Origin of the sequence: Streptosporangium sp. OZ121 (assembly GCF_051918885.1) — a bacterium.
Lineage (GTDB): Bacteria > Actinomycetota > Actinomycetes > Streptosporangiales > Streptosporangiaceae > Streptosporangium.
In genome coordinates, this window is the sequence record NZ_JBPXMC010000008.1 from 252,581 (window position 1) to 273,218 (window position 20,638).

Annotated in this window: 18 protein-coding genes; 10 read left to right on the forward strand and 8 right to left on the reverse strand. The window is 70.8% G+C overall.

Translation table 11 applies throughout. From position 1 onward, the window contains the following. Positions 1 to 8: 8 nt before the first annotated feature. A complete protein-coding gene (locus ACTOQ1_RS17975; RefSeq protein ID WP_440068498.1) occupies positions 9 to 881 on the reverse strand; it encodes an alpha/beta fold hydrolase in 873 nt (290 codons plus the stop codon). Positions 882 to 993: 112 nt separating this feature from the next. Next, complete coding sequence (locus ACTOQ1_RS17980; RefSeq protein WP_440068500.1) at positions 994 to 2,922, reverse strand: DEAD/DEAH box helicase; 1,929 nt, start codon at positions 2,920 to 2,922, stop codon at positions 994 to 996. Between the two features lie 369 nt (positions 2,923 to 3,291). Between ACTOQ1_RS17980 and ACTOQ1_RS17985 the strand changes: the two genes are divergently transcribed. Then, on the forward strand, positions 3,292 to 3,942 hold the full coding sequence (locus tag ACTOQ1_RS17985; protein WP_440068502.1) for a ferritin-like fold-containing protein: 651 nt from the start codon (positions 3,292 to 3,294) through the stop codon (positions 3,940 to 3,942). Between the two features lie 461 nt (positions 3,943 to 4,403). On the opposite strand, the gene ACTOQ1_RS17990 is transcribed toward ACTOQ1_RS17985, so the two are convergent. The 6 genes from ACTOQ1_RS17990 to ACTOQ1_RS18015 form a co-directional block, all read right to left on the reverse strand. Then, the gene (locus ACTOQ1_RS17990) at positions 4,404 to 4,634 is read right to left on the reverse strand and encodes a DUF3107 domain-containing protein (RefSeq protein WP_440068504.1); all 231 of its coding nucleotides are present in this window, start codon (positions 4,632 to 4,634) and stop codon (positions 4,404 to 4,406) included. Positions 4,635 to 4,844: 210 nt separating this feature from the next. Continuing rightward, positions 4,845 to 5,474 carry a TetR/AcrR family transcriptional regulator gene (locus ACTOQ1_RS17995; RefSeq protein WP_362685409.1) on the reverse strand — a complete coding sequence of 210 codons (630 nt, stop codon included), beginning with the start codon at positions 5,472 to 5,474 and terminating at the stop codon, positions 4,845 to 4,847. Positions 5,475 to 5,534: 60 nt separating this feature from the next. Next, on the reverse strand, positions 5,535 to 5,831 hold the full coding sequence (locus ACTOQ1_RS18000) for a hypothetical protein (RefSeq protein WP_440068505.1): 297 nt from the start codon (positions 5,829 to 5,831) through the stop codon (positions 5,535 to 5,537). A 675-nt stretch (positions 5,832 to 6,506) separates the two neighbouring features. After that, on the reverse strand, positions 6,507 to 6,854 hold the full coding sequence (locus ACTOQ1_RS18005; protein WP_440068507.1) for a hypothetical protein: 348 nt from the start codon (positions 6,852 to 6,854) through the stop codon (positions 6,507 to 6,509). Positions 6,855 to 7,628: 774 nt separating this feature from the next. After that, positions 7,629 to 7,949, reverse strand: a complete 321-nt coding sequence (locus ACTOQ1_RS18010) for a hypothetical protein (protein ID WP_440068509.1) — start codon at positions 7,947 to 7,949, stop codon at positions 7,629 to 7,631. Positions 7,950 to 8,616: 667 nt separating this feature from the next. Next, positions 8,617 to 8,943, reverse strand: coding sequence for a hypothetical protein (locus ACTOQ1_RS18015; protein WP_362685421.1), 327 nt, complete (start codon positions 8,941 to 8,943; stop codon positions 8,617 to 8,619). Positions 8,944 to 9,389: 446 nt separating this feature from the next. On the opposite strand from ACTOQ1_RS18015, the gene ACTOQ1_RS18020 reads away from it, so the two are divergent. From ACTOQ1_RS18020 to ACTOQ1_RS18060, 9 genes are all read left to right on the forward strand, one after another. Then, positions 9,390 to 10,298, forward strand: coding sequence for an alpha/beta fold hydrolase (locus tag ACTOQ1_RS18020; protein WP_440068510.1), 909 nt, complete (start codon positions 9,390 to 9,392; stop codon positions 10,296 to 10,298). Between the two features lie 77 nt (positions 10,299 to 10,375). Beyond that, on the forward strand, positions 10,376 to 11,557 hold the full coding sequence (gene moeZ / locus ACTOQ1_RS18025; RefSeq protein WP_440068511.1) for an adenylyltransferase/sulfurtransferase MoeZ: 1,182 nt from the start codon (positions 10,376 to 10,378) through the stop codon (positions 11,555 to 11,557). 230 nt (positions 11,558 to 11,787) lie between these two features. Continuing rightward, entirely contained in the window at positions 11,788 to 12,522 is a 735-nt protein-coding gene (locus ACTOQ1_RS18030) for a hypothetical protein (protein WP_440068513.1), read from the forward strand. Then, positions 12,516 to 13,892 carry a S8 family serine peptidase gene (locus ACTOQ1_RS18035; RefSeq protein WP_440068515.1) on the forward strand — a complete coding sequence of 459 codons (1,377 nt, stop codon included), beginning with the start codon at positions 12,516 to 12,518 and terminating at the stop codon, positions 13,890 to 13,892. The genes ACTOQ1_RS18030 and ACTOQ1_RS18035 overlap by 7 nt, the downstream gene beginning before the upstream one ends. 110 nt (positions 13,893 to 14,002) lie before the next feature. Beyond that, positions 14,003 to 14,971 carry a hypothetical protein gene (locus tag ACTOQ1_RS18040; protein WP_440068516.1) on the forward strand — a complete coding sequence of 323 codons (969 nt, stop codon included), beginning with the start codon at positions 14,003 to 14,005 and terminating at the stop codon, positions 14,969 to 14,971. A gap of 257 nt (positions 14,972 to 15,228) precedes the next feature. Then, positions 15,229 to 16,383, forward strand: coding sequence for a S8 family serine peptidase (locus tag ACTOQ1_RS18045; protein WP_440068517.1), 1,155 nt, complete (start codon positions 15,229 to 15,231; stop codon positions 16,381 to 16,383). Positions 16,384 to 16,494: 111 nt separating this feature from the next. Continuing rightward, positions 16,495 to 16,863 carry a hypothetical protein gene (locus ACTOQ1_RS18050; protein ID WP_362685440.1) on the forward strand — a complete coding sequence of 123 codons (369 nt, stop codon included), beginning with the start codon at positions 16,495 to 16,497 and terminating at the stop codon, positions 16,861 to 16,863. Continuing rightward, positions 16,851 to 17,159: an MGMT family protein gene (locus ACTOQ1_RS18055; protein ID WP_440068521.1), complete on the forward strand. Its 309-nt coding sequence runs from the start codon at positions 16,851 to 16,853 to the stop codon at positions 17,157 to 17,159. Before ACTOQ1_RS18050 ends, ACTOQ1_RS18055 begins: the two co-directional genes overlap by 13 nt. A gap of 218 nt (positions 17,160 to 17,377) precedes the next feature. Next, on the forward strand, positions 17,378 to 20,278 hold the full coding sequence (locus tag ACTOQ1_RS18060) for a CDP-glycerol glycerophosphotransferase family protein (RefSeq protein ID WP_440068523.1): 2,901 nt from the start codon (positions 17,378 to 17,380) through the stop codon (positions 20,276 to 20,278). Positions 20,279 to 20,638 lie beyond the last annotated feature (360 nt).

Consider the following 20,638-nt stretch of genomic DNA (forward strand, 5'->3'; position numbering starts at 1 on the left):
CCGGCCGGTCAGCTCCTCAGACGGCTCTCGGCGGCGTTCCAGAAGCGGATGAGGGCGGCGGCGGTGGTCTCCGGGGCCTCCACCGCAGGGGAGTGGGCCGCGCCGGGGACGACCACGCAGTCGGCGTCCAGGCGGCGCGCCATCTCCGACTGCATGCGCGGCGGCCAGCCGTCGTCGTGCTCGCCGTACAGGACCAGGGTGTCGACGCCGACCTGGGTGAGATCGTCGCACCGGTCCGGCGCGGAGAGCACCTCCTCGGTCATCGTGATCATGCCGACGGTCGAGTTGGCGAACAGCCGCTTGCGCAGGAAGGCGATGATCTCGTCGGACACCCCCGAGGCCAGGGCCTCCGGCTCCATCCGGGTGTGCCACAGGTGCTCCAGGCCGACGCCGGGCAACTCCGAGATCATGAAGCGGCCCGCGCGCTCGCGGGGCCCGACGATCGCGGCGGGCCCGGAGCTCATGAGCGTGTAGGACACGAACCGGGTGCGGCCGTCGATGACCGCCTCCCGGGTGACCAGGCCGCCGAACGAGTGGCCGACCAGGTGGATCGGGCCGCCGTGGCCGATCACCTGGGCCAGGACGTCGACGTCGTTGCCGAGCGCGGCGCAGGTGTAGGCGCTCCTGTCGTCAGGGCCGCTCGTCTCGAACTGGCCGCGCATGTCGATCGCGACGACCTGACGGCCCGACTGAGCGAGCGTCTGCAGGACCGCGATGAAGTCTTCCTTGCTGCCGGTCAGGCCGGGAACCAGCAGGGCGGGCCACCGCTCGGGAATGCCGCTGACGGGCAGGGCCTCCAGTACGGCGAAGGCGCCCACCGCCGTCTCGATCTGGCGAGAGCGGACGCCAGGAGGCAGGGTCAGAAAACGCGGCGTACTCACGTGGCCCCACGATACCTCTCTTGGTGACATCGCTCCGTGCGTCCGGGAGGGGCCGGGAGCGTGAAAAGGGGCGCCACCGACATGGTCGCGCCCCTTCTCATGGTGACACTTGCTAGTTGGGGCGACGCGTTCCCCGCTGCTGCTGGCCACCGCGCACCGGCGGGCGGCGACGGCTCTGCACCCGTTCCGAGGCCGCCGAGGGGGCGATCTCGTCGTCCTCCGACGCGAGGTCCGGCGACTTGAAGATCACCGCGAACGGGCTCGGGGGGATGATCTTCTCGGGCTGCGGCCGGGGCTTGGAGGCCTCCACCACGGGTTCGTCGTCCCAGCGCTCCGCCATGGTGTCGTCGTCCTCTCCGCGATCCGTGAACTCCGCCACCCGCTCCTCGGTCCACGACGGAGCCGAAGGGGCCTCCGAGATCGCCGGGGCCGCCGGCTGCTCGCGCCTGCCACGGCGCTGCCGGCGAACCGGCTCCTCCGCCGTGGGCTCGGCGTGAACCGCGGCCGCCGGGGTCGCCGGGGTCGCCGGGGTCGCCGGGGTCGCCGGGGTCTCTGCCGTGCCGACGAGGCTCACCTCGGGGTTCAGCCCGGCCTTGCGAGCCCGGCCCCTGCGGGGCGCGGTCTCGGCGGGCTGCTCGTCACGGATGTCCCTGCGGGCTGCCATGTCCGTCTCCACCTCGGCGATCTCGACGACAGGGGGCTGAACCTCCTCGGCCACGACCGGCGCGGGGATCTCCTCGCCGGTACGGCCTCCGCGGGTGCGACGGCGCTCGCGGGACGTGCGCGCGGGGCGCTCGCGGCGCTCCTCGCGATCGTCCTCGCGTCCCCTGCGGGGGTCGTCCTCGCGCCCCTTGCGGGGAGAGCGGGAGCGGATGCGGCCGGTCTCACCGAGATCCTCGACCTCCTCGGCGGCCAGGCCCGCCCGGGAGCGGTTGGCGCGCGGCAGCACGCCCTTGGTGCCCTCGGGGATGCCCAGGTCGCTGAAGACGTGCGGGGAGGTCGAGTAGGTCTCGACCGGCTCGGGGAAGGCGAGCGAGAGCGCGTTGTTGATGACCTTCCAGCGAGTGAGGTCCTCCCACTCGACGAAGGTCACCGCGACGCCCGTCTTGCCGGCCCGGCCGGTGCGGCCGATCCGGTGGACGTACGCCTTCTCGTCCTGCGGGCAGTCGTAGTTGACGACGTGGGTGACGTCGTCGACGTCGATGCCGCGCGCCGCGACGTCGGTCGCGACCAGCACGTCGATCTTGCCGTTGCGGAAGGCCCGCAGGGCCTGCTCGCGCTGGCCCTGGCCGAGGTCGCCGTGCACGGCCGCGGCGGCGAAGCCGCGCTCCTTGAGCTGCTCGACGACCATGTCGCAGGCGCGCTTGGTCTCACAGAAGATCATCGTGAGCCCGCGGCCCTCGCACTGCAGCAGCCGGCCGACGATCTCGATCTTGTCCATCCGGTGCGTGCGCCAGACGAACTGCGTCGTCTGCGGGGTCGCCTCGGCCTCGATGTCGTTGTTCTCGGCCCGCACGTGGGTGGGACGGGTGAGGTAACGCCTGGACAGGGCGACGATCTCGCCCGGCAGGGTCGCGGAGAACAGCATCGTCTGCCGCTCCGCGGGGATGAGCTTGATGATGCGCTCGATGTCGGGCAGGAAGCCCAGGTCGAGCATCCGGTCGGCCTCGTCGAGGACGAGCGTCCCGATCTGGCTGAGGTCGAGGTGCTTCTGCTTGACCAGGTCGAGCAGGCGGCCCGGGGTGCCGACGATGACGTCGACGCCCTGCTTGAGCGCCTCGATCTGGGGTTCGTAGGCGCGCCCGCCGTACACGGTGAGGATCCGCGAGCCGAGCTTGCCGGCCGCCGTCACGAGGTCCTCGGTGACCTGGACGGCGAGCTCGCGGGTCGGTACGACGACCAGCCCGCGGGGCTTCTTGCGGTTCTTCCTCGGCTTGCCGACACGCTGCAGCATCGCCACGCCGAAGGCGTAGGTCTTGCCGGTGCCGGTGCGCGCCTGGCCGATGATGTCCTGGCCGTTGAGGGCCAGGGGGAGTGCCATTTCCTGGATCGGGAACGGCGCGATGATGCCCTCGGTCTCAAGGGCATCGGCGATCTCTGGGGTGACTCCGAGGTCTCGGAACGTCGTCAGCTTGGCCTGCCTAAATCTCCGTTGAAGGCAGGCCTGCCGGGACCACGGGCAGAAAACGTGTTCCCCGTGCCGGGTCCTCGCGGAAGGTCCAGCCCTCTCATGTCATCAGCGACCGCTGCGGCGTCACGCCGACTTTTGGGGGCGTCCGAGAGTGGATATCCCGGATTAACACGGTGCGGTCGCACTTTCACAGAGCAGTGTACTCGATACCACAACGGAGAACCGATTTCTTCGTATTCCCGGTGAATCGCGAGGTCGCTCAGCTCGTAGGCTGCCTCCATGACCGATTCCCCTCCCGGTGTCTCCGACCTGCTCGGGGTCCTCGCCTACGCCGAGCTGACCGCCTTCCTCAGACTCGCCGAGGACGCCACCCGGTACGCCCCCTCACTGACCGACCAGGCGGCGCTCGGCGGTCTCGCGGCGGCCGAGTACGCGCACTTCGAGTTGCTCCGCGACCGGCTCGCCTCCCTCGGGGTGGATCCCGAGAAGGCGATGGCGCCGTTCACCGGGCCGCTGGACGACTGGCACGCCCTGACCTTCCCCGGAGACTGGCTGGAGGCTCTGGTCAAGGCGTACGTCGGCACGGGGATCGCGCTCGACTTCTACCGCGAGGCGGCCGTCGGTGTGGACGACGAGACGCGGAACCTCGTCGACGAGGTCCTCGCGGACGAGGGGCGGTCGCAGTTCGCCGTCGAGAGGGTCCGTGCGGCGCTCCAGGAGGATCCCAAACAGGCCGGGCGGCTGGCGCTGTGGGCCAGGCGCCTGGTGGGGGAGGCGTTGAGCCAGGGACAGCACGTGGCCGCCGCCAGGCCCGAGCTCGCGGCCCTGCTGGTGGAGGCGGCAGGGGAGGACATCAGCCGGATGTTCGCCCGGCTGACCGAGAAGCACGGCGAGCGGATGTCCGCCCTGGGGCTGACCCCGGGCCCGTAGCGCGGCGGCCGGGTCCCCACCGGCCTTCCGGCCGTCGTGACCGCCGTTCCCGCCCGGCGGGACCGGACGCGGGCGACCTCCCGGGTGCCGGTCCGCCGTGGTGACGAATCAGCGTTTTCCGCCCCGCTACGTGGGAGAGCCCGTTTCACCTTTGGCGTGAACGCCGGAGCGCCGCGGACGGATCCGGTAGCGTGCGAGACATGAGGGCCTCGCGCCGCTATGGCAGTTCCTTGACGAGATGTGGGCCGAACCGCTGGACTTCGCGTCCCGTGCTGCGCAGGGGAGGCGCGGGCTGTCCGGCCATCAGCCGGGGGCGGGAGCATCTCCGCCGTGTCAGACGCCCGCGCTGCTGCGGGCTCGGCGAGCGGGACGATTGCTCGGGCGGCTGAGGGCCACGCTCGCGCCGGATCCGCGGACCGCGCCATGCCGCGAAGGGCGACCTGGCGCGAGCCCGGAATCCGTCAGAGCGTGCCGCCGAAGCCGACGGGTCGCGCCTCCTCCTCGCCGATCTCGATGAAGCCGAGCGAGGCGACCGGGACGATGATCTTCCGGCCGTTGACGTCGGTGATGGTGAAGACACCGCTGCTGGACGCGAGGGCGGCGCTGATCTCGCTCTCGAGCTGCTCGGCCGTGAGGTCGGTCTCCACTACGAGTTCACGGTGTACGGAACGTACGCCGATCTTGATTTCCATCGTGCTCCCTTTCGATGAGGGTTGCTCGTCCCATGGTCGCCCCACGGGAAGGCCGACGCGCCGGTTGATCGCGTCAAGCGAACAGATGATCGCGGCAGGCGAACAGCCGGTCCGGAGGCCGGGACATCGCAGGATCCCTCGACGCCCGGCGAGGGAGCGGGGGAAACCGGCCCGGCCGGCGCCGGGAGCGCGGGCGGTGCCGGGGGTCTCTCAGTGGTCGGCGACGGTGCGGGGGAAGCCGGAGATGCCGCGCCACGACAGGCGGGCGATGAGCTGGGTGGCCGCGTCCTTGGGAATGGAGCCGTTGCTGCTGATCCAGTAGCGGGCGCTGACCTCGGCCATGCCGACGAGCCCGACGCCGAGCAGGCGCGCCTCGTCGCTGGAGCAGCCGGTGTCCTCCTGGATGACCTGGCTGATCATCTCGGCGCTCTCGCGGAGGTTGCGCTCCATGCGCTGGCGGACCGGGGCGACGTTACGGAGATCCGACTCGAACACCAGCCGGAACGCCTCACCCTGGCTGGAGACGAAGTCGAAGAAGGCGCCGATCGCGGCCTGGACGCGCTGCTTGTTGTCCGTGGTGGAGGCGAGGGCGTCGCGGCAGCGGGTGATCATGTCGTCCACGTGCAGGTCGAGCAGGGCCAGGTAGAGCTCCTGCTTGCCGGGGAAGTGCTGGTAGAGGACCGGCTTGCTGACCCCCGCCCGCTCGGCGATCTCGTCCATCGCGGCCGCGTGGTAGCCGTTCTCCACGAACACCTCCTGCGCCGCGCTGAGCAACTGGCGGCGGCGGGCCGTCCGGGGCAGCCGGGTGCCCCGGGGCTTGGCGTCCGGGGTAGCGGTCACGTGGTCTCCTCGTGTCAAGCTCCTGGCGTTCGTGGCCATCCTACGCGCGGGTAACCCGGGTCAGCGATAATCGTCCTCGTCGAGCTCGACGGTGCGCCGCTGCTCGAAGGTGTCCGCGGGATCGGCCTCCAGGGGGATGGAGTCGGGCCACTCCGCCTCCTCCTCGCGCACCGTGCGGCTCTGCTCGGCGGCGTCGGCGGGGTCCACCTCGACCGGGAGATCGACGGGCGCGTCGGAGCCGTCCTCGCGCACCGGCCGGTGCTGCTCGGCGGCGTCGGCCTCGGGTGTCTCGACGGAGAGCTCCTCGGGAAGGTCGTCGACCGCTTTCCCGTGCGATGTGTCGCCGCGCGCGTTCATATGTCTGACATCCCCTGTCGTCATCCGGGCTCCGGCACGTTCCCTCTCCTCACCCGGCTCCTGCAAACGTCGGACATCGCCCAGCGTACGACCTCGGATGCCGCGCGCCGAGAAAGACGCGGCATCGGATTGCCCATGACGGCACCTGCCGCGTTGACGGCGTTTCGCGTCCGTGCGGACGTGTTTCGAACGTGAGTGCGATGCCGATGGCGAGGTGTCCGGCCGGAAGAACCGTGCCGGGGGCCGGGGGCCGGGGGGCCGGGAGGTGCGCCGCGCCGCCTGAGGCGGGAGGGGGGCGAGTGGTTCCGGGGAGGCGGGTGGCCTGAGGGGAAGGGCGGGGGAACGCCGGCGAGGGCTCCCGCGCCGGGCTTCGGATGTCTCGGATATGACAGGGCGGGGGCCGGACATGACAGGGCGGGGGCTCCGCGGTCGGAAAACCGCGGAGCCCCCGCCTGCAATTCGTGAGAAATGATAACTCGCATTTTATCGAGAGCCGGAATCCGGGAGATCCCTCCCCGGCCTTCCGTGCTCATCGTTCGGATCGGCGTTTCTCCGTGGAGGAGCGCGACCCTGGTGGATACGGGACTTCTACCTCTCCGTCACGGTTTCGGAGCCCCCTGAAAAAGGGTTCCGACCGTTTTCGGTGTCGTATTCCGATCCCGTGTCAAGCGTGGATCAGGACGCGACCGGAGCCACCGGAGCCAGGGGCGGTCCGGGAGGGCCAGGAGGCCTGTTGTCCGTCTCCAGGGGCACGAGGCGGTCGGAACGGGTCTTGTTCTCCAGGCGGTTGCGGTTGCAGTTGTCCTGGTTGAGAGTCAGCCTGAAGCGGTGGTGGTGACGACGGTAGTGGTGACGACGGCCGCAGCAGCCGCCGCCGCCCCAGGTGGTGAAGGTGCCGGCGGTGACCGCGGTGGTCATCGCGTTGGCGCTCGTGACGGTGGTCGCCGCGCCCATGGCGACGACCCCGCCGGCCAGCGCCGTGCTGATCGCGAGCCCTGCGAGCACACTCTTGAACTCGGGCATTGCGTTTCCCCCTTGAAAGGATTGATTTACCAATTTTTGGCATTTTCCGTATGAGTCGGAAATTGCCAGAGATGGCTAGAGATGACCGATGATGAGCCATCCCTGGTTGTCATAGTTTCCTCGCATGTCTGCCGACAAACAGAGATCGAAGGCTTTTACCCTACTCTTAGCTATTTATCGTCGACGTTGGATACTTATTGGTCGCTTTAAAGTGAAATGTATTTAATGTCGGATTTGTTCTTCTGGGCGGAGAAGAAAGGGGCCGGGTATCGCAGGGGGGCGGGCCGGTGCCGCTCGCGCATGTCCCCTCGTGTGCCGCTCGGTGCCGCCATGGGGCCTCGGCTCCGGGGTGCGGTCCAGGGCCTCCCGGAAGGGGGGTGGGGGCCGGCCCCTGCCGCGGGCGATCCGCCGGCGTGCTTCGGCTTCGAGGTGGTGGAGACGGGAGTTTCGAGGTGGAGGGGAGCAGGGGGTGTGTCATGAACAGGACATAACAGACGAAAGCCCCGCGGTCCGGAAACCGCGGGGCCTCGCCTGTGACTTCGTGAAATGAAGAACTCGCACTGTGAATGAGGGTCAGGTCCCTGGGGATCTCTCCTCAGGTTCCCGCTGTCGCCGTTCGACCGATGTTTCCGGATGGGAAGCCCGGCCGTGGCGGATGCGAGGATCCCGTCCCTCCGTCACGGTCTCGAAGCCGCGGACGATCGCGGATCCGGCCGTGAATGAGCTCGTCCTGCGACCGCGCCCCGATCGGGGTGTGCGGCCTCGGGCCGGCGACTAGCTGCGGACACCGTCAGTGAAGAGCGGAACGATGCGGTCGCTGCGGCTGTCGTTGTACAGCTCGTTGTCGTTGTTGTTGTGGTTGTTGATGATCAGCCTGAAGCGCTTGCGGCTGTGGTGACGGTGGCAGTGGCCGCCGCCGCAGCAGCAGCAGCGACGCCCGCCGTAGCCACCGCAGGTCGGGAAGGCGGCGGCGGTGACCGTGGTGGTCATCGCGTTGGCGCTCATGACAGTGGTCGCCGCGCCCATGGTGACGACCCCGCCGGCCAGTGCCGTGCTGATCGCGAGCCCTGCGAGGACACTCTTGAACTTGGGCATTGCGTTTCCCCCTTGAAAGGACTAATTATCCCTGTTTTCGACATTTTCCTTATAGGCCGGAAAACGTCAGAGATGGCCGGTGATGAGCCATCCCTGGTTGTCATAGTTTCCTCACATGTCTGCTGACAAACGGACATCGAAGGCTTTTGCACTCCTCTTAGCTATTTATCGTCGATGTTGGATGCCTATTGGTCGTTTTGAAATGAAATGTATTTAATGTCGGATTTGTTCTTTGAAAACGGAGGAGGGGGCGGGGCGCCGCCCGCCGGTGAGCCGGTGCGACCCTCGCGTACCGGTGCCGAGGCGGAGGGTGTGGGGCGGGGGTGCGGGGCGGAGTGCGGGGCGGTGGCGGGAAAGGCGGTGCGCGGGAAGCCAGGGCGCACGCGAAGGCCCCGCGGTCCGGAAACCGCGGGGCCTCGCTTGTGACTTCGTGAAATGAGAACTCGCACTGTGGCGAGGGTCAGGGTCCTGGGGATCTCTCCTCAAGTTTCCGCTGTCGCTGTTTGGCCGGCTTCTCTGGGTGAGAGGCGGCGCCGCGGCGAATGTGGGAGTCCTGTCCCTCCGTCACGGTTTCGAAGCCGCCGGAAATCGCGGATCGAGCCGTGAGTGATCCTGTCCTCTGATGGTGCCGCGCCTCCGCACGAACGCGCGGTTCCGGGCCTGGCGACTAGTCTTCGTCGCCACCGAAGGTCAGAGGCCGGAGACGGTCGCTGCGATTGTCATTGCGCAGGTAGTTGTCGTTGTTGTTGTGGTTGTTGATGATCAGCTTGAAGCGGTGGTGGCTACGACGGTGGTGGCGGTGGCCACCGCAGCAACGGCCGCAGCCGCGACGCCAGCCGCAGCCGCCGCCCCAGGTCGGGTAGGCGGCCGTGGTGATCGCGGTGGTCATCGCGCTGGCGCTCGTGACGGTGGTCGCTGCGCCCATGGCGACGGCTCCACCGGTCAGCGCCGTGCTGATCGCGAGCCCTGCGATGACACTCTTGAACTTGGGCATGCGTTTCCCCCTTGAAATGATCGGTTACCCCGATTTTCGACATTTTCCGCATAAGGCGGAATTGCCAGAGATGGCCGGTGATGAGCCATCCCTGCTTGTCATGATTTCCGCCCATGTCTGACGAGAAACGGGAATCGATGGGTTTTGCTAACCTCTTATCTATTTATGGCACGTGTTGAACTCTTATTAGTTGTTTTGAAGTGAAATGTCTTTAATGTCGCTTTTGTTCATCGAAGGTGGGAGGGGTTCCGCTGCCGGGGTCGCGCTCGACGGGCGGGGGCGGGGGTGGGGCGGAAACGCCGCCGAGTTGATGATGATAAATCATGTAATAAAAGACATCTGGGGAAAATAGGCTTATGTGTCTTTTGTGATACCCGGAGGCTGTTGCCTGGCGTGTGGCGGGCCGAACTATCGTGGAAGGCAGCGGAACGACAGGAGGAGGCGCGGTGAACAGCCCAATCCCCATATGGCAGGGCGAGATGATCGACCTCGGCGACCAGCGGGTCCACGTGCGGTCGACGCCGCGAGGGCCCGCCGAGACCGCCGTCTACGTGCACGGCCTCGCGGGTTCCGCGACCAACTGGACCGACCTGATGGGCGAGCTGTCCGGAGTGGCGACCGGATACGCCCTCGACCTGCCCGGCGCCGGATACTCGCCGGAGCCGCCCGGCGGCGACTACTCCGTCGACGCCCACGCCCGGACCGTCACCGCCCTGATCGAGCGGGTCTCCGGCACCCCCGTACACCTGTTCGGCAACTCCCTGGGCGGCGCCGTCTCGGTGCGGGTCGCCGCCACCCGCCCCGACCTGGTCCGCTCGCTGACCCTGATCTCGCCGGCCCTGCCCGACCTCCTGCCCCGGTACGGCCCGGCGCGGGTGGCGCTGTCCACCGTGCCCCGCATCGGCGAGTGGGCGGCGGGCCGGCTCACCCTCGTGCCCGCCGAGCGCAGGCTCGGTGTCACGCTCGCCATGTGCTACGCCGACATGGGGCGGATCCACCCGGACCGGCTCAAGGAGGCGGCCGACGAGCTGCGCCGCAGGGACGGCCTGCCGTACGCGGTGGAGGCGGTGATCAACTCGGCCCGCGGCATCGTCGCCGAGTACTTCAGGCGCGGGGAGACGAACCTGTGGCGGCAGGCGGCCATGGTGACCGCGCCGACGCTGGTCATCCACGGCCGCCACGACCGCCTCGTCAACCCCCGGATGGCCGCCCGCGCCGTCCGGACGTTCCCGCGCGTGCGGCTGATGCTGCTGCCCGACGCCGGGCACGTGGCCCAGATGGAGTTCCCCGAGCGGGTGGCCCGCGAGGCCGGGCTCCTGATCGCCGAGACGGCCCTCGCGCCGGTTGGGGAATGACAGGGGCCCCGGGTTAGGTTGTGAGGGGAGCGTGCTGCGCCAGCCGCATCAAGGACCCCTGAAACGGGAGCAGAACTGTGTCGTTGCCACCGCTGGTAGAGCCGGCAGCCGAACTGACCGTCGACGAGGTGCGTCGTTACTCGCGCCATCTGATCATCCCTGACGTCGGCATGGCCGGGCAGAAGCGCCTGAAGAACGCCAAGGTGCTCTGTGTGGGCGCCGGAGGCCTGGGTTCCCCCGCGCTGCTCTATCTCGCCGCCGCGGGAGTGGGCACGCTCGGCGTCATCGACTTCGACGTGGTCGACGAGTCCAACCTCCAGCGGCAGGTCATCCACGGCCAGTCCGACGTCGGACGCCCCAAGGCGGAGAGCGCCGCCGACAGCGTCAGGGAGATCAACCCGTTGGTCGACGTGGTCGTCCACAACGAGGCTCTCACCACCGACAACGTGATGGAGATCTTCGCCGCCTACGACCTGATCGTGGACGGCACCGACAACTTCGCCACCCGCTACATGGTCAACGACGCGGCGGTCCTGCTCGGCAAGCCGTACGTCTGGGGCTCGATCTACCGCTTCGACGGCCAGGCCAGCGTCTTCTGGGCCGAGCACGGTCCCTGCTACCGCTGCCTCTACCCCGAGCCCCCGCCGCCCGGCATGGTCCCCTCGTGCGCCGAGGGCGGCGTGCTCGGCGTGCTGTGCGCGTCGATCGGCTCCATCCAGGTCAACGAGGCCATCAAGCTCCTCGCGGGCATCGGCGAGCCGCTGGTCGGCCGTCTGATGATCTACGACGCCCTGGAGATGAACTACCGCTCGGTCAAGGTCCGCAGGGACCCCGAGTGCGTGCTCTGCGGCAAGAACCCGACGGTCACCCAGCTGCTCGACGACTACGAGGCGTTCTGCGGCGCGGTCTCCGAGGAGGCCCAGGAGGCCGCCTCCGGCTCCACGATCACCGCCGCCGAGCTCAAGTCCTGGCAGGACAAGGGCGAGAGCATCTACGTGATCGACGTCCGCGAGCCGAACGAGTACGAGATCGTGTCCATCCCCGGCGCCGTGCTCATCCCCAAGGGCGAGTTCCTCAACGGCTCCGCGCTGGAGAGGCTGCCACAGGACAAGAAGATCGTCCTGCACTGCAAGTCCGGTGCCCGCTCCGCCGAGGTCCTCGCGGTCGTCAAGAGCGCCGGCTTCTCCGACGCCGTCCACGTGGGCGGCGGCGTGCTCAGCTGGATCAAGACGGTCGACCCGAGCCTGCCCACCTACTGAGGCCCTGTTTAAGGCACTGTCCGAGGGCTTCGTCCGAAGGTCCCGTGCCCGCGCGACCCGAAAGGCCTCGTGTCCCGCGCGACCCGCGCCCCGTGGAGCACCCGCTCCGCGGGGCGCTCGCCGTTCAGGGTTCCGCCGGGGTTCCGCCGAGGTCACCAAGTCCTCTCCACGCTGACGGATCTGGACGGAACGGCGGATGACACCCGCCATACCGCATTAAGGTCGGGTGCGTGAATGAAGTCCCACGTCAGCGGCGGCGTTCATGGCCGACGCTGGTCGTGGCTTCCGCCCTGACGCTGCTCTGCGCGATCGTGGCCGGGGTGGCGAGCAGCGCCGCGGCGACGGAACTCACCCGGGGGCCGACCCAGGCGGAGCTCGACCGGGCCGCCCTCGACGAGGTGGCCAGGCGCTGGCAGGCCTGGCCCGCCGGGCGAGTCTTCCCCGAGACCGTCCCCTACGCCGCGGAGCAGGGCGGTGAGGAGAAGGCCCGCCGGGTGGGCATCTCGCCGGAGACCCGCTGTGACGGCGCGGTCGACGCCAGGTTGCGCAAGGCGCTGCGGCGGGCGGGCTGCCTGGGCATCCTGCGGGCCACCTACATCGACGCGCTCCAGGGGATCGTGGTCACCGTCGGCGTCGCGGCCTTCGCGGACGAGTCCGGCGCCGCCAGGGCCAAAGCGGCGCTGCCCGGGGGCGGCGCTCCCTCGCCCGGCCTGAGGGCGCTGGCCTTCCGCGGCACCGTGACCGACCGGTTCGTCTCCGCCGGACGCCAGGCGGGCCTCGTCCGGCAGGCGGGCCCGTACGTGGTGATGGCCACGGCCGGCCAGACCGACGGCCGGCCCGCCAGGGCGGTCGGCGAGCAGCGGCCGACCCTGTTCGCGTTCACCGGGGACATCGCCGACCGCATCCTCGCCGATCTGTCCATGCCCGCCCGCCCCGACTGCGTCTCCACGGAGTGGCGATGCTGACCACGCCGAGGTGTCTCCCCGCCACCGCCGGACCGCCCGCGAGGACGAGGCCGGAGGGCCGGGTGCCGGGGGCACTGCGGGCACTGGGGGCGCTGGGGGCGCTGGGGGCACTGTGGAACGTTGCGAGGCGGACGGTGCCGGTGGTGCTGGCGGCGGTGGTGGTGCCGGTGGTCATGGCCCCGGTTCCGGCCGCGCGGGCCGACGACGTCAGGGACAGCCAGCGGGAGGTGCTGCGGACCCTCGACCTGCCCGCCGCCTGGCGGATCTCCGAGGGCAGGGGCGTGACCGTGGCCGTGCTCGACTCCGGGGTGGACCGCGACCACCGTGACCTGGTCGGTTCGGTGACCGAGGGCAAGGACTTCACGGCCGGGGCAAACCCGCCGGGAGTGAGCCCCCTGAGGCTGCACGGCACGTACATGGCGTCGCTGATCGCCGGGCACGGCCATGGGCCGGGCGGGGCAGACGGGGTGATCGGCGTCGCGCCCCGCGCGAGGGTGCTGTCGGTACGGGTCATCCTGGAGGACGAGGAGCCGGGTTTCCGGGAGTTCAACACCGCCGAGCGCTACGAGAACGTGGTGGCCAGGGGCATCAGGCACGCGGTGGACCGCGGCGCCGACGTGATCAACATGTCGATCTCCAAGGAGCTGGCGACCAGGGAGGAGCGATCGGCGATCCGCTACGCGATCTCCAAGGGGGTCGTGCTCGTCGCGGCGGCGGGCAACGAGGGCGCCGAGGAGCCGGACGCCGGCGGCCACGCCCCCTACTCCTACCCTGCGGCCTTCCCGGGAGTGGTCTCGGTCGCCGCGACGGACCGCGGGCTGCGCCGGGCCTCGTTCTCCAACCGCAACCCCTCGGTCCTGGTGGCCGCGCCGGGGGTGGACATCCTCGGCGCCGGTCCGGGGGACGAGTACTGGGTCGGCCGGGGCACCTCTCAGGCGACTGCCCTGGTGTCGGGGGTTGTCGCCCTCATTAAGGCCAAATATCCAAAAATGTCGCCCGTGCTGGTCGTGCAGGCGATCACCGAGGGAGCCACCCGGCGGCCCGCGGGCGGCTACGACACCGGTACGGGCTTCGGCGTCGTCAACGCGACCCGGGCCCTCGCCGCCGCCGCCAGGATCTCCCGGCACACCCTCACCGCCGAGGGGGCCGGGGGACACGACCCCGCCCGCCCGCTGGGCCTGCCGGTCGAGCCGGTGCGGGTCGTCCACCGCGACCGGGACCGGATCACCCTGTACGGCGGCGTGGCCGTGGCCGCCGGGTTCGGCGCGGTCGTCTCCCTGATCGCGCTCGCCGTGTTCGTCGGCCGTACCCGCCCGCCGGAGGCCTTCGAAGAACCCGGGCCCGGTCCGGCCGCGGCCCCCTGGCCGTGAGCTCCCGACGGTGCCGGGCGAACTCCCGAGGCCCGGTCCGGCCACGCGGAGTGCCGCGAAAATACCCGCCGCCGATAGGGCGGAGAGGTCCTTCGACGTAGCATCGGAGTATGTCGCAGCAAGGGCGGTCCCAGGAGCCGGAGCGGCCTCTGGGAACCCCCGCCCCCCGCGCTCGCGGCGGCTGGCCGCCGTCAGGCTCCCGGGTGGGCGGCGTCGGCGGGTCCGGCGGTGGCCGGATCCGGCGGGCGCCCGCGCCGGGCTCCGCGGCCAGGCGGGCCCGCGTGCGGGCCTGGCCGGCGGCGGGGCGCGACCGCGCGGCGGTCAGGCGGACCGAGCTGGCGACCCTGGAACAGGGCATCCGTTTCCGTACGATCTTCCTGATCCTGATGGGCACGATCCTCGCCATCGCCGCCACCAACGTGCTGACCGGTACGGTCGGTCTGGTGCGCGAGACGAGCTCGCGCCCGCTGACCGCCGCCGAGCAGGCCCGCTACATCCAGGACGACATCGCCAGGCGCTGGCACACCTGGAGCGCCGACCTGGTCTTTCCCGTCGAGTTGCAGTACATCGGCCTCGGCAGGGTCCAGCAGTACGCCCGCAGGGTCGGCCTCGCCCCCGAGGTGGCCTGCGCGGCCGGAACGGACGCGCCGGTGGGCTCGGTGCTCTCGGAATACGGCTGCCGCACCCTGCTGCGGGCCACCTACGTCGACCAGACGTCCTCCTTCGCCTTCACCGTGGGCATCGCCGTGCTCGGCGACGAGGAGCGGCGGATCGCCGCCTCCGCGCAGCTGGCCGTGGACGATCGGGTGGGGGTGCGCCCCGTGGCCTTCCCCGGCACGGCGACCGAGCTGTTCGGGGCCGCGCAACGCCAGCGCAACGCCTGGATGGGTGTCGGTCCCTACATCGTCTTCTCCACCGCCGGCTACACCGACGGCCGCACCCGGCAGGCGGTCTCCCCCGAGGAGATCCTGCACAGCGAGCTGTGGCCCGCGGCCCAGGCGGTCGCGGGACGCATCGCCCGCGCCCTCGGCGACGAGCCCAGCGCCGTGCCCCAGTGCACCCAGGGGAACGTGTGCTGAGGCGGCGGTTCTGGGCGGCGGGAGCGCTGGTCGCGCTCTCGGTGGCGGGTCCGGTCCCGGTCGCCGCCCCGGCGACGGCCACCTCGGCGCTCGCCGGGCCCGTGTCGACCCCGCCACCGGAGCCGGCCGCGCCGTCGGGATCGGCACCACCTGAGTCGTCAGGGCCTGGGTCGGCTCCGTCGGAGTCGGCACCACCTGGGTCGGCTCCGTCGGAGTCGGCACCGCCCGAGCCCGCGCCTCCCGAAGGCGCCGCGGACGTGCGCGAGGACCAGCGCTGGGTGCTGGAGATGCTCAACGCCGAGAAGGCGTGGAAGGTCACCAAGGGGTCGGGCGTCATCGTGGCACTGGTCGACAGCGGGGTGGACGACCAGGTCGCCGAGCTGCGGGGGCGGGTGATCTCCGGGCCCGACATGGGGTCGATCAGGTTCGACAGGGACACCCCGGACGCCGGACGGCACGGCACCGCGATGGCCTCGCTCATCGCCGGGGCGGGCAAGGGGGAGGGGGGTCTTCTCGGCGTCGCGCCCGAGGCCAGGATCCTCTCGCTGCCGTTGATCGTCGAGGAGCGGCCCGAGGACGGGTCCGCCCTGCCGGAGGAGGACCTGCGCTCGCGCAACGACAGCCCTCTGGCCCGCGCGATCCGTTACGCCACCGACCACGGGGCCAAGGTCGTCAGCATGTCGCTGGGCGCCTACGGGCCGCACCGGAGCGAGCGTGAGGCGGTCTCCTACGCGCTCTCCCGGGGGGTGGTGCTCGTCGCCGCCGTGGGCAACGACGGGGACTCCCAGTACGCCATGGACAACGCCACCTCCTTCTGGAACTTCCCCGCCGGATACTCCGGGGTCATCGGGGTGGGCGCGGTGGACGACCTGGGCAGGCCTGCGACGTTCAGCAGCGACAACCTGTCGGTCCTGGTCTCGGCGCCCGGCGTCGACGTGCCGGTGGTCGTTCCCGGCGGGAAGTACGGATCCTCGGAGGGGACCAGCTCGGCGACCGCGCTGGTCGCCGGGGTCGCCGCCCTCATAAAAGCAAAATATCCAGATATATCGCCGCAAATGGTGTCGCAGGCTCTCACCTCCACGGCGACGGCGGGTCCCGCCACCGGCTACGACGACCACATCGGGTTCGGCGTCGTCGACGCCGCGGCGGCCCTGGCCAAGGCGGGCCGGCTGGTGGCCGGCGCGGCGGAGGTCCCGGTGCCCGACGGCAGGCGCTTCGGCGACGGCACCCTGCCCACCGAGCCCAGCAGGCCGGGCCCCGAGCCCGTGCGCCTCTGGCTGTACGGCGTGGGCCTCGCGGGCGGCCTGCTGGCGTTCGCGGGGGCCGTGGCGATGCTCAACCGGCACTCCGGCAGGGCCGGGCCGGCGATGGCGGCCTTCGAGCCGGTCCGGCGCGGTAGATCGCGAAGGTAACCGTAATTCGACTGCGATTCGAACGCGTTTTGGACACCGTTCGGATGCGGTAGCCCGGATGTCTGGATTCACGCCCCGGAAAACCGGGAACGTTCGCTAGTCTCGCGCGTTATGGGGTACGAGTTGCGCGTGGAGCGCCCTGCGCCTCTCGCCTTCGCGGAACTCGCGACTGTGCTGGGGCAGGCGGGGTTCGAGTTCAGGGGCTCGCAGGAGTCGGGAGAGATCCTGGCCCGCCACAACGGCGCGGTCCATGCCATCGCGGTATGGGACGGCCGCCTTTCCGGCACTCCCGGATCCGACTGGCAGGTGGCCCAGCTGGCGCGCGTGTCCGCCCTGCTGGGAGCGCGGCTGGTGGGCGAGGACGGCGAGTCCTACGCGATCCGCGGCGGCCTGGTCGAGCAGCTGAACGGCTCGGCGGCCTACGAGTTCGGCAAGCTCGACGAGATCCTCTCCGCCGGACCGACCGTATGGAGCCAGTAGGCCATCCCACCCCGTACGCCGAGCGGGTGCTCGACCTGGTCGAGCGCATCCCGTCCGGAATGGTGATGTCCTACGGCGACATCGCCGAGTACCTCGGCGAGGGGGGCCCGCGCCAGGTCGGCAGGGTGATGTCCACCTGGGGCGGGGGCGTGCCCTGGTGGCGTGTCGTGCACGCCGACGGCACCCCGCCGCCCGGCCACGAGCAGCGGTGCCTGGCGAGCTGGCGCGAGGAGCGGACCCCGCTCAGGGGCGCCCGCGCCGACATGCGGGCGGCCAGGTGGGACGGCAAGCCGTAGATCGCGCGGGCGGTCAGGTGGGGTGGGAAGCGTGGATGGTGCGGGCGGCCAGGTGGGACGGGAAGCCGTGGATCGCGCGGCGGGAGGACGGGGGAGACCCGCCAGATCACAAATGCCTGTAAATCCTGCAAGCCCGTAAATCACGGCGTAACCGGCCCTGCCGTGGCGCACTACCATGGCCTAGGACAGCGCTCTGTCCGAAAGGCGGTGCTTTCCCCATGGCCACCGGTGCCACTCCCGCGCGATCCAGCGGCGACCCCGTCGCTGATCGTCTGCGGGCTGTCCAGGATCTCTGCGACCGGGGAGAACCCCTCGACTCGATCATGGCGGCGGTGCTGGCCGACGGGCTGAAACCGGCTGAGCGCCGCCGCTTCGACGCCGACGCGCTGGCCGGCCCCCTGGGCTCCCGGCTGGAGATCGCGGCCAAGCGGGGCGCCGCCAGGCGCCGCGAGTTCGTCACGCTCCTGAAACCGTACGTGACCGGTGTCGACGCGAAGGTCAAGCGCGACCTGCCGGTCGCCCGCAGGATCGCCTTCCACCTGATCGAGCACCGCGGGATCGACGAACTCGCCGACGGCGACGCGCTGCAGAAGCTCGTGACCGCCGCCGCGGAGCCGTCCAAGCGGGTCCGCAAGAGCCTCCGCTGGTACGCGGACCTGCCGCTCCAGGACGAGCTGCCCGAGGCCCTGTACCGGCTGCGGGCGGCCGACCTCATCCCGATGACCCAGATCGAGGACATCTCCTGGTCGGGCGGGCGGCTGCACATCAGCGGCCACGCCTACCTGGCCGGGCTGTCCGTACGAAGCCGCCGCTTCAACCGGGCGAGCGTGGTGCTGCGCGGCCCGCGCTGGCTGCCGCCGGTGCGGCTCCGCACCCGCAGGGTCTTCCACCCCGAGGCGACCCACGGAGCGGAGGAGGCGGGCTGCAACTACGACTGGTCCGGCTTCACCGCCGAGATGAGCCCGTGGCCGCTGCGCTGGCGTTCGGCCGTACGGGCCGTGGTGCGCGGGGGCAAGCGGCTGCTGCGCCGCCGCGCGACCGTGCAGGACACCACCACCTGGCGTACCGAGATCGTGATCTGGAGCCGGGGCGCCCGCGCCGGCGGCCTCCTGCGCGGCCCCTCCATCGGCCGCACCGAGCGCCCGGCGGGGATGGACCTCGGCAAGGGCTGGTGGATCCGTCCCGTCTGGACCTCCGACCGCGCCCTCCAGATCGTGCTGCAGCCCACCCGGGCAGAGCTGGCCGGCGTGCGGCTGGCCGGCGAGCGCCTGGAGGTCGAGGTCTTCCTGCCGGGCAAGGGCGTGACCAGGGGACAGGCCCGCCTGGACGGCCACCGGATCGCCGCCGACTTCACCCCCGTCGAGGGCGGCACCACCGTCGTCGTGCCGCTCGCGACGGCGTCCCTGCTGCAGGAGCGCGACGGCGGCCGGCTCTGGATCGAGCCCAAGGGCGACCCCGCCGCCTCCGTCATGATCGGGAAGGCTCAGGAGAGCCGTACGGTCGTCGGCGACCGCGAGATCACCGTGCTGCGCGACCGGCGCGACCGCGTGAGCGTCTCCGCCCACCGGATCCGCCCGGTCATCACCGCGGCGACCTGGGACGAGCGGGGCGCGCTCACCCTGGAGGGCTCCTACCCGGGCTCCGGCGAGGCCGCGCTGACCCTCAAGCACCGCAGCGGGCTGATCCACGCCGTCCCCCTGGAGCGCGACGACTCCCGCTTCACGGTCCGGCTCGCGCCCGCCGCGATGCCCCGCTTCGGCGACACGGCCCCGCTGAGCAGCGGCACCTGGAGCATGGCGGTCCGCGACGCGGCCGGGCAGATCGTCCCGTTCCGCGTCGACCACGCCATCCTCGACGGGCTGGACGAGGACACGAAGATCCTCGACGGCCGTGAGTACCGCCTGATCTCCACCCGTTTCGACATCCCGGTGCTGTCCGTCGCCGAGCACCTGCCCGACGACGAGAAGGGCGCCGGCGGCCTGTACGCCCTGCGCCGGCACTTCTACCCCGCCGAACGGACCCGCGAGCTGAACGACGCGACCGTCTACGCCGCCTACGACGGGCGGCAGTACGAGGGCAGCGTCCGCGCGGTCTACGAGGAGCGCGTGCGGCGCGGTGACGCCGGTGAGCACATCTGGGTGGTCAAGGACGGCGCGTTCGTGCCTCCGGGCCCGCGGGAGCTCGGCTTCGGCACGGGCGCCGGCCCGACCGTGGTGCGCGCGGGCAGCCGCGAGCACTACGCGGCGCTGGCCCGCTCGCGCTACGTGGTGACCAACGGCTTCCTGCCGCCGTGGTTCCGGTCCCGCGAGGACCAGGTCGTCGTGCAGACCTGGCACGGCACCCCGGTCAAGCGCCTGGGCAACGACCTGCCGCACATGTCCCGCGACCCCAAGCCGCCCGCCTGGCACCGGCAGGCCGTCGAGGTGCGCGGCTGGGACCTGCTGGTCTCCCAGAGCCCCTGGGCGACCCGCGTCCTTCGCAAGGCGTTCGGCTACCAGGGCGAGGTCCTGGAGAGCGGCTACCCGCGCAACGACGTGCTCGTCGCCCCCGACCGCGACGAGCTGGCCGCGGCGGTGCGCGCGCGGCTCGGCATCGCCGAGGGCGCCAGGGTGGTCCTCTACGCGCCGACCTACCGCGACTACGACCGCAAGAACGCCTCGATCCGCCTGGACCTGGCCGAGGCGCACCGGGTGCTCGGTCCGGGCCACGAGTTCCTGATCCGGGGTCACTCGATGCAGGCGGCGCCGAACGTGCGTGCCGGCCTCGGACGCGACGTCACGACATATCCGGATATCACGGATCTGCTGTTGATCGCGGACGTGCTGATCACGGACTACTCGTCGGTCATGTTCGACTTCGCGGCGACCGGCAGGCCGATGCTCTTCTTCACCTACGACCTGCAGCGCTACTCGTCCAAGCGTGGCGTCTACCTCGACCTGGCCGCCGAGGCCCCCGGCCCGCTGCTGTCCACCGGGGCGGAGGTCATCAAGGCCCTGCGGTCGATCGACGAGGTGGTCGCCGCCCACGCCGAGAAGTACGACCTCTTCCAGCGCACCTATGCGCCCCGCGACGACGGCAAGGCGACGGCGAGGCTCGTCGACCACGTCTTCCCGACCTGATCGTCCCGCGCCGGTCCGGGTGATCCGACCGGCCTCGGGGGCCGTTTCCCGGAAACGGCCCCCGAAGCCGTCTCCGGGCTCGCTCCGCGAGGGCGTCCCCGGCCCGTTCCCGACTCGTCCCGGCCGCCTCGCGGTCCCCGGCCCGTTCCCGACTCGTTCCCGGTCGTCTCGCGGTCCCTGACCGGTTCCCGGCCCGTTCCGGATGTCCCGTGATCCCTGACCGGTTTCCGATGGTTCCGCGGGTGGCCCGCACGACGCCCGTCCCACCCGTGAACCCGCCCTGACCTCTCCCCTCGGGGGCTTCCGCCCAGGTCCGCGCGGTGCTCGGGCCGGCGGATCTTCCGGAAACCGCCCGTCGCC

What these genes read in the sequence shown, in the direction of transcription:
- ACTOQ1_RS17980 (WP_440068500.1), bottom strand. Translation starts at nt 2,922, where the DNA reads ATGGCACTCCCCCTGGCCCTCAACGGCCAGGACATCATCGGCCAGGCG.
- ACTOQ1_RS17985 (WP_440068502.1), top strand. Translation starts at nt 3,292, where the DNA reads ATGACCGATTCCCCTCCCGGTGTCTCCGACCTGCTCGGGGTCCTCGCC.
- ACTOQ1_RS17990 (WP_440068504.1), bottom strand. Translation starts at nt 4,634, where the DNA reads ATGGAAATCAAGATCGGCGTACGTTCCGTACACCGTGAACTCGTAGTG.
- ACTOQ1_RS18000 (WP_440068505.1), bottom strand. Translation starts at nt 5,831, where the DNA reads ATGAACGCGCGCGGCGACACATCGCACGGGAAAGCGGTCGACGACCTT.
- ACTOQ1_RS18005 (WP_440068507.1), bottom strand. Translation starts at nt 6,854, where the DNA reads ATGCCCGAGTTCAAGAGTGTGCTCGCAGGGCTCGCGATCAGCACGGCG.
- ACTOQ1_RS18010 (WP_440068509.1), bottom strand. Translation starts at nt 7,949, where the DNA reads ATGCCCAAGTTCAAGAGTGTCCTCGCAGGGCTCGCGATCAGCACGGCA.
- ACTOQ1_RS18015 (WP_362685421.1), bottom strand. Translation starts at nt 8,943, where the DNA reads ATGCCCAAGTTCAAGAGTGTCATCGCAGGGCTCGCGATCAGCACGGCG.
- ACTOQ1_RS18035 (WP_440068515.1), top strand. Translation starts at nt 12,516, where the DNA reads ATGCTGACCACGCCGAGGTGTCTCCCCGCCACCGCCGGACCGCCCGCG.
- ACTOQ1_RS18040 (WP_440068516.1), top strand. Translation starts at nt 14,003, where the DNA reads ATGTCGCAGCAAGGGCGGTCCCAGGAGCCGGAGCGGCCTCTGGGAACC.
- ACTOQ1_RS18050 (WP_362685440.1), top strand. Translation starts at nt 16,495, where the DNA reads ATGGGGTACGAGTTGCGCGTGGAGCGCCCTGCGCCTCTCGCCTTCGCG.
- ACTOQ1_RS18055 (WP_440068521.1), top strand. Translation starts at nt 16,851, where the DNA reads ATGGAGCCAGTAGGCCATCCCACCCCGTACGCCGAGCGGGTGCTCGAC.
- ACTOQ1_RS18060 (WP_440068523.1), top strand. Translation starts at nt 17,378, where the DNA reads ATGGCCACCGGTGCCACTCCCGCGCGATCCAGCGGCGACCCCGTCGCT.